A 5,272-nucleotide genomic window follows, 5' to 3' on the forward strand; every position below is an offset into this window, starting at 1 on the left:
TCACAATTTTCATCCCTTTACCTGACTGGCTTTCCTTTTGACCACAAGCAGCTAATACCAGAGCCAATACACTGGTCATCAATACTAAAATCGTCCTCTTTTTCACTATAACTCCTTAACTAGTGTTTAACCATTTAATTAACTAGTAAATAGTTTATCTTTATTTAGAAAATATGTCAAGAATTTTTACACAATTTCATAAAAAAGAGAACAGAATCCATATTCTGCTCCCTTTTTATCTTCTATAATAGTTGTATAGTTACTTACTCTCCTTTAACAAGACTAATAGCTTTTCAGCTTCTGCCATAATAGTATTGTTATCCTGAGAACCAAATAACAGGTTATTTTTTAATCCTGTGAGAGTTTCGTTGGCATTGGACTTAAGAATTGGATCCTTAATCTTTTTAAGTAACTCTTCCGCCTCTCTCAGTTTTTCTTCAACCTTTTCAGTTTCAACCTGATGTTCCTCTGGTTCCGATGGTGATTCTTCTTCTGATTCCTCTGGTTCTTTTGGTTTTGGAGATTCTGCTTTCTCATTTTTCGGTTTTTCTTCGCGAGGTTTTTCCTCCTCAATTTTTTCTGTCTGAGGTTTCTCCTCTGTTGGTTTCTCTGTTTGATTGTTGTTAGCATCTTGACTATTGTGGTTTCTTTGAACATGGTCGCTCGCATTGCCCCAACCACTATCTGAATGCGGACGTTCGTTTGGATGTTCGACATAATACTTCACAGTTTCAAATAGCTCTTCTAAAGTATACCCCTTAGGTGCCTCATAAAGTCCTTCGTCAAACCACTCAAATTTGATGTTATGGTAATGGTCATAATGAGGTATAATCAAACTTCCATTTTTAACTTCCACAGTATGTTGGAGATTGTAAGGCATACGGTCAAGTGGTACCTTCTTAGCTGCTTTTACTCTATTGTAAATCGCTTCTGCTCCCTTAGCCTCAGTATTTCCTGAACTTTGATGATTTGTTGAAGGAGGCGTCAAACCTTTCTCTTTAGCATAAGCTTGACCTGCTGCTCTTTCAGCTTCAGACAAACTTTCTTTCTTAATCCAATGACTGTGGCTCATATGCGGAGTTACATAGGCATCCCCCTCATCACTGGTGATATCACGAGGATCAAAGATATAGCCATCTTCTGTTGTATACTTGCCTGCCAACTTGGCTACTTGAATCTCATCATCTGTGTAAGCTATTTGTGCATTTGGTTTTCCTAAACGTTCTGGATGACGAATCGGCGCTAGAAAAGCAAGGATATCATCAACTAACTTGACTTTATCACTTGACTCATCGTTGAGACGTTCCAATAGTCTATCCAAAGCGTCAAAATCAGCTTGGCGCCCTTTATTGGAAACCAAATCTTGATGAACTGTTGCTAGTAAATCATAAACTTTGTTGTAAAATTTTTGATCACCAGATGCAAGATTGGTTTTCTTAGCTCCTAACTCATGAGACAAACTTTCTTGTTTAGTAAGTTTATCATCAATGGCTGCAACAGTTTCTGCTGAAAGTTCCTTGGCAGAAATATAACGCGAAATTCCATTCTCTACAAAGACATAACCATCAACCACCTTTCGAATCACCTGTTTTACCAATTTTCCATCAATTGGATTGCTTGGAGTTGGTTTAGGATTTGGTACAGGTTGTGGACTTGGTATTGGGGTAGGCTCTGGAGCAGGAATTGGTTTTAATTCTTTACCACCTGCAGTAGTATGATTTCCTTGATAATTTTCAGAAATCATTCTCGCAATCTTCTGCTCTAAATCAGACATTTGAGAATAAGGAATAAAATGATAATGATCTCCGTGTGGTACTGCAACACCATTTGCAGTTTTTCTTGTAATCTGCGCTGGATCAAAGACAAGTCCGTCTGATTCCACGTGTCGTTGACTGAGTGGCAAGGCATAAAGTTGTTTCAAGAGACTAGATATATCTTCACTTGGATTTGCTTGATAACTATTATCCACCTGTGGGCTAACACTTGGAGCCCATCTTCTGGTATTTGCTTCAACATTGCTTTGATTCGTTTGTCCATATGAACTACTATTCGATGTCTCTGATGCGCTACTGCTAGAAGAATTTGTTGAAGGACGATACCCAACTGAGCTTGGTTGATTACCTTTCCCAGCTAGGAAGGCTCGAGCTGCAGCTAATTCACTGGCAGACAAGTCACTCTTAGGAATATAGTGGAAATGATTGCCATGAGGAACGATATAGGCATCACCCGTGTCCTCAATGATATCAGAGGCATTAAAGATATAACCATCATCCGTTGTATAACGGCCTTGAGCTCTAGCAGCGACTACCGCATTATCGCTAGAACCTCCTCCGTGATTACTACCGTGTTCCTGCTTCTGACGAGTGATTTCTTCTTTTGAGCGAACATTATCAGCATGCGCTGCATCCTTAAGATAGACATAATACTTCCCGTCTACCTTAATGACATAACCACCCTTAATTTCATTGACAATGTCTGAATCCTTCAACTGATAATTCGGATCTTTCATCAGCAGTTCTTCGCTGATGATGGCGTCATAAGGAACCTTGCCATTATAATAATGATAATGGTCTCCATGAGAAGTCACATAACCTTGATCCGTAATCTTGATAACGATTTGCTCGGCATTAATACCTTCTTTTTTACTGACTTCATCAGGTGTCAAAGTCTCTGCCTTTTGGCTTGGTTGGTTGCCATCAATGTATGAAACACGGTTATTTTCTTTTACAGTTTGGGCTTGATGCAAACCTAGTTCATAAGCACAGACACTTAAAACAAGTGCAGCTGCTGACCCAGCTAGATATTTTTTATTGATTTTCATTCTTTCCTCTTTTCTTAACTCTATTTGATTCACTATAAAACAATAAACCAGTTAATTAACTAGTTAATAGTTTACTCCTTTTAGTACTGCTTGTCAAGAATTTTTCGTATATACATAATAAAAATGAAAGTCCCTTTATCGAGACTCCCATTTTTCATTAGTTTGTTTTTTCCTTATTTACAGGTGAAGGATTACTACCTTTTAACAACGCAAGTAATTTTTCTGCTTCTGCCATGATACCATTATTATCCATGGTTTGCAGGCTCAAATTATTTCGTAAACCAGCTAGGGTTTCTGTCGCATTTCCTTTCAGACTAGCATCCGTTACTTTCGCAAGCAAAGCTTCTGCTTCTTTGAGCTTGGCTTCTACTTTTTCAGTCTCTACTTGAGGAACTTCTGGCTCAGCAGGTGTTTCCTCTACTGGTTCTTCATCCGCTTTGAAGTTCTTTTTGGGATCTTCACTGTGGTCTTTCTTACCTAAGACATGGTCGCTGGCATTTCCCCATCCGTCATTAGAATGTGGACGTTCATCAGGATGTTCAACATAGTACTTAATCGTCGCAAATAAGTCTTCCAGAGTATAACCATTTGGAGCTTTGTATGAGTGATCATCAAACCAAGCAAATTTAATGTTATGGTAATGATCCTTGTGAGGAATAATCAAATTACCATTTTTAACTTCTACTGTATGCTCAACCATGTATGGAAGTCGAACGAGTGGAATTCGTTTTTCCCCTTTCACACGATTGTAAATAGCCGCTGCACTATCTCCAGTTGGATTTGCTTGAGCATCTGCGTCTGCTGACGGAGGTAGAATTCCTTTTTCTTTAGTATAAGATTGAGCCGCAGCTTTTTCCTTATCAGAAAGGCTGTCTTTTCCAATCCAGTGACTATGGCCCATATGAGGCGTTACATAGGCATCTCCTTCATCACTGATAATATCATGTTCGTCAAAAATGTAACCATCTGACGTTGTATACTTATCAGCTAATTGAGCAACACGAACTTCGTTTTCAGTATATTCAATTTGAGAATTTGGTTTTCCAAGTCGCTCTGGATGAGTAATTGGTGCTAGGAATGTTAATAAATCATCTACCAATTTTCCTTTATTAGAAGATTCATCATTCAAGCGTTCTGCTAATTTGTCTAAGGCTTGGAAATCAGAAGTACGACCCTTATTTTCAGATAAAGCTTTATGAGCCTCGGCCAACAGATTATATGTTTTATCATAAAATTCTTGGTCACGAGGAGCAACTTTTTCTTTTTTAGCAGTTAAAGCATGTGAAACACTCTCTTGTTTTGATAACTTGCTTTCCAGATTTTTAACAGTGTCAGATGGTAAATCTTTCGCAAAGACATAACGAGAGATGCCCTTTTCTTCGAATACATATCCTTCTCCAACTTTTCGTACCAGCTGGCTAACCAAAGAAGAATTTGAGTCTATTTTAGGATTTGGAGTAGGAGCCGGCTTTACAATAGGTTTCAAAGGTTTTAAGGTAAGAGCTGGCAAAACAGGAGATGGAATTAAATTTGGAAGACTTGGAGTCGGAATTGGTTTTAATTCTTTACCACCTGCAGTAGTATGATTTCCTTGATAATTTTCAGAAATCATTCTCGCAATCTTCTGTTCTAAATCAGACATTTGAGAATAAGGGATAAAGTGATAATGATCTCCGTGTGGCACTGCAACACCATTCGCAGTTTTTCTTATAATCTGCGCTGGATCAAAGACAAGTCCATCTGATTCCACGTGTCGTTGACTAAGTGGCAAGGCATAAAGCTGTTTCAAGAGACTGGATACGTCTTCACTTGGACTTGCTTGATAGCTATTATCCACTTGTGGGCTAACACTTGGAGTCCATCTTCTAGTAGTTGCCTCAACATTACTTTGATTCGTTTGTCTATATGAACTACTATTCGAAGAATCTGATGAGCTATTGCTAGAAGAATTTGTTGAAGGACGATAGCTAAGTGAGCTTGTTTGCCCACCTTTACCAGATAAGAAGGCTTGGGCTGCAGCTAATTCACTGGCAGACAAGTCACTCTTAGGAATATAGTGGAAATGATTGCCATGAGGAACGATATAAGCATCACCCGTGTCTTCGATGATATCAGAGGCATTAAAGATATAACCATCATCCGTTGTATAACGGCCTTGAGCTCTGGCAGCGACTACCGCTTTATCGCTAGAACTACCTCCGTGATTACTACTGTGTTCCTGCTTCTGACGAGTGATTTCTTCTTTTGAGCGAACATTATCAGCATGTGATGCATCCTTTAGATAGACATAATACTTTCCATCTACCTTAATCACATAACCACCCTTGATTTCATTAACAATATCTGAATCCTTCAACTGATAATTCGGATCTTTCATCAGCAGTTCTTCACTAATAATAGCATCATAAGGAACCTTGCCATTATAGTAATGATAATGGTCTCCATGAGAAG

Annotated in this window: 2 protein-coding genes; both read right to left on the reverse strand. The window is 38.6% G+C overall.

The window, feature by feature from the left end:
• Positions 1-259: 259 nt before the first annotated feature.
• Positions 260-2,821: a pneumococcal-type histidine triad protein gene (locus CBI42_RS10265; protein WP_094753925.1), complete on the reverse strand. Its 2,562-nt coding sequence runs from the start codon at positions 2,819-2,821 to the stop codon at positions 260-262.
• Between the two features lie 157 nt (positions 2,822-2,978).
• The coding region (locus tag CBI42_RS10270; protein ID WP_094753926.1) for a pneumococcal-type histidine triad protein at positions 2,979-5,272 on the reverse strand (2,294 nt) is incomplete at its 5' end.

This window comes from Streptococcus sp. KR (assembly GCF_002238115.1).
GTDB lineage: Bacteria > Bacillota > Bacilli > Lactobacillales > Streptococcaceae > Streptococcus.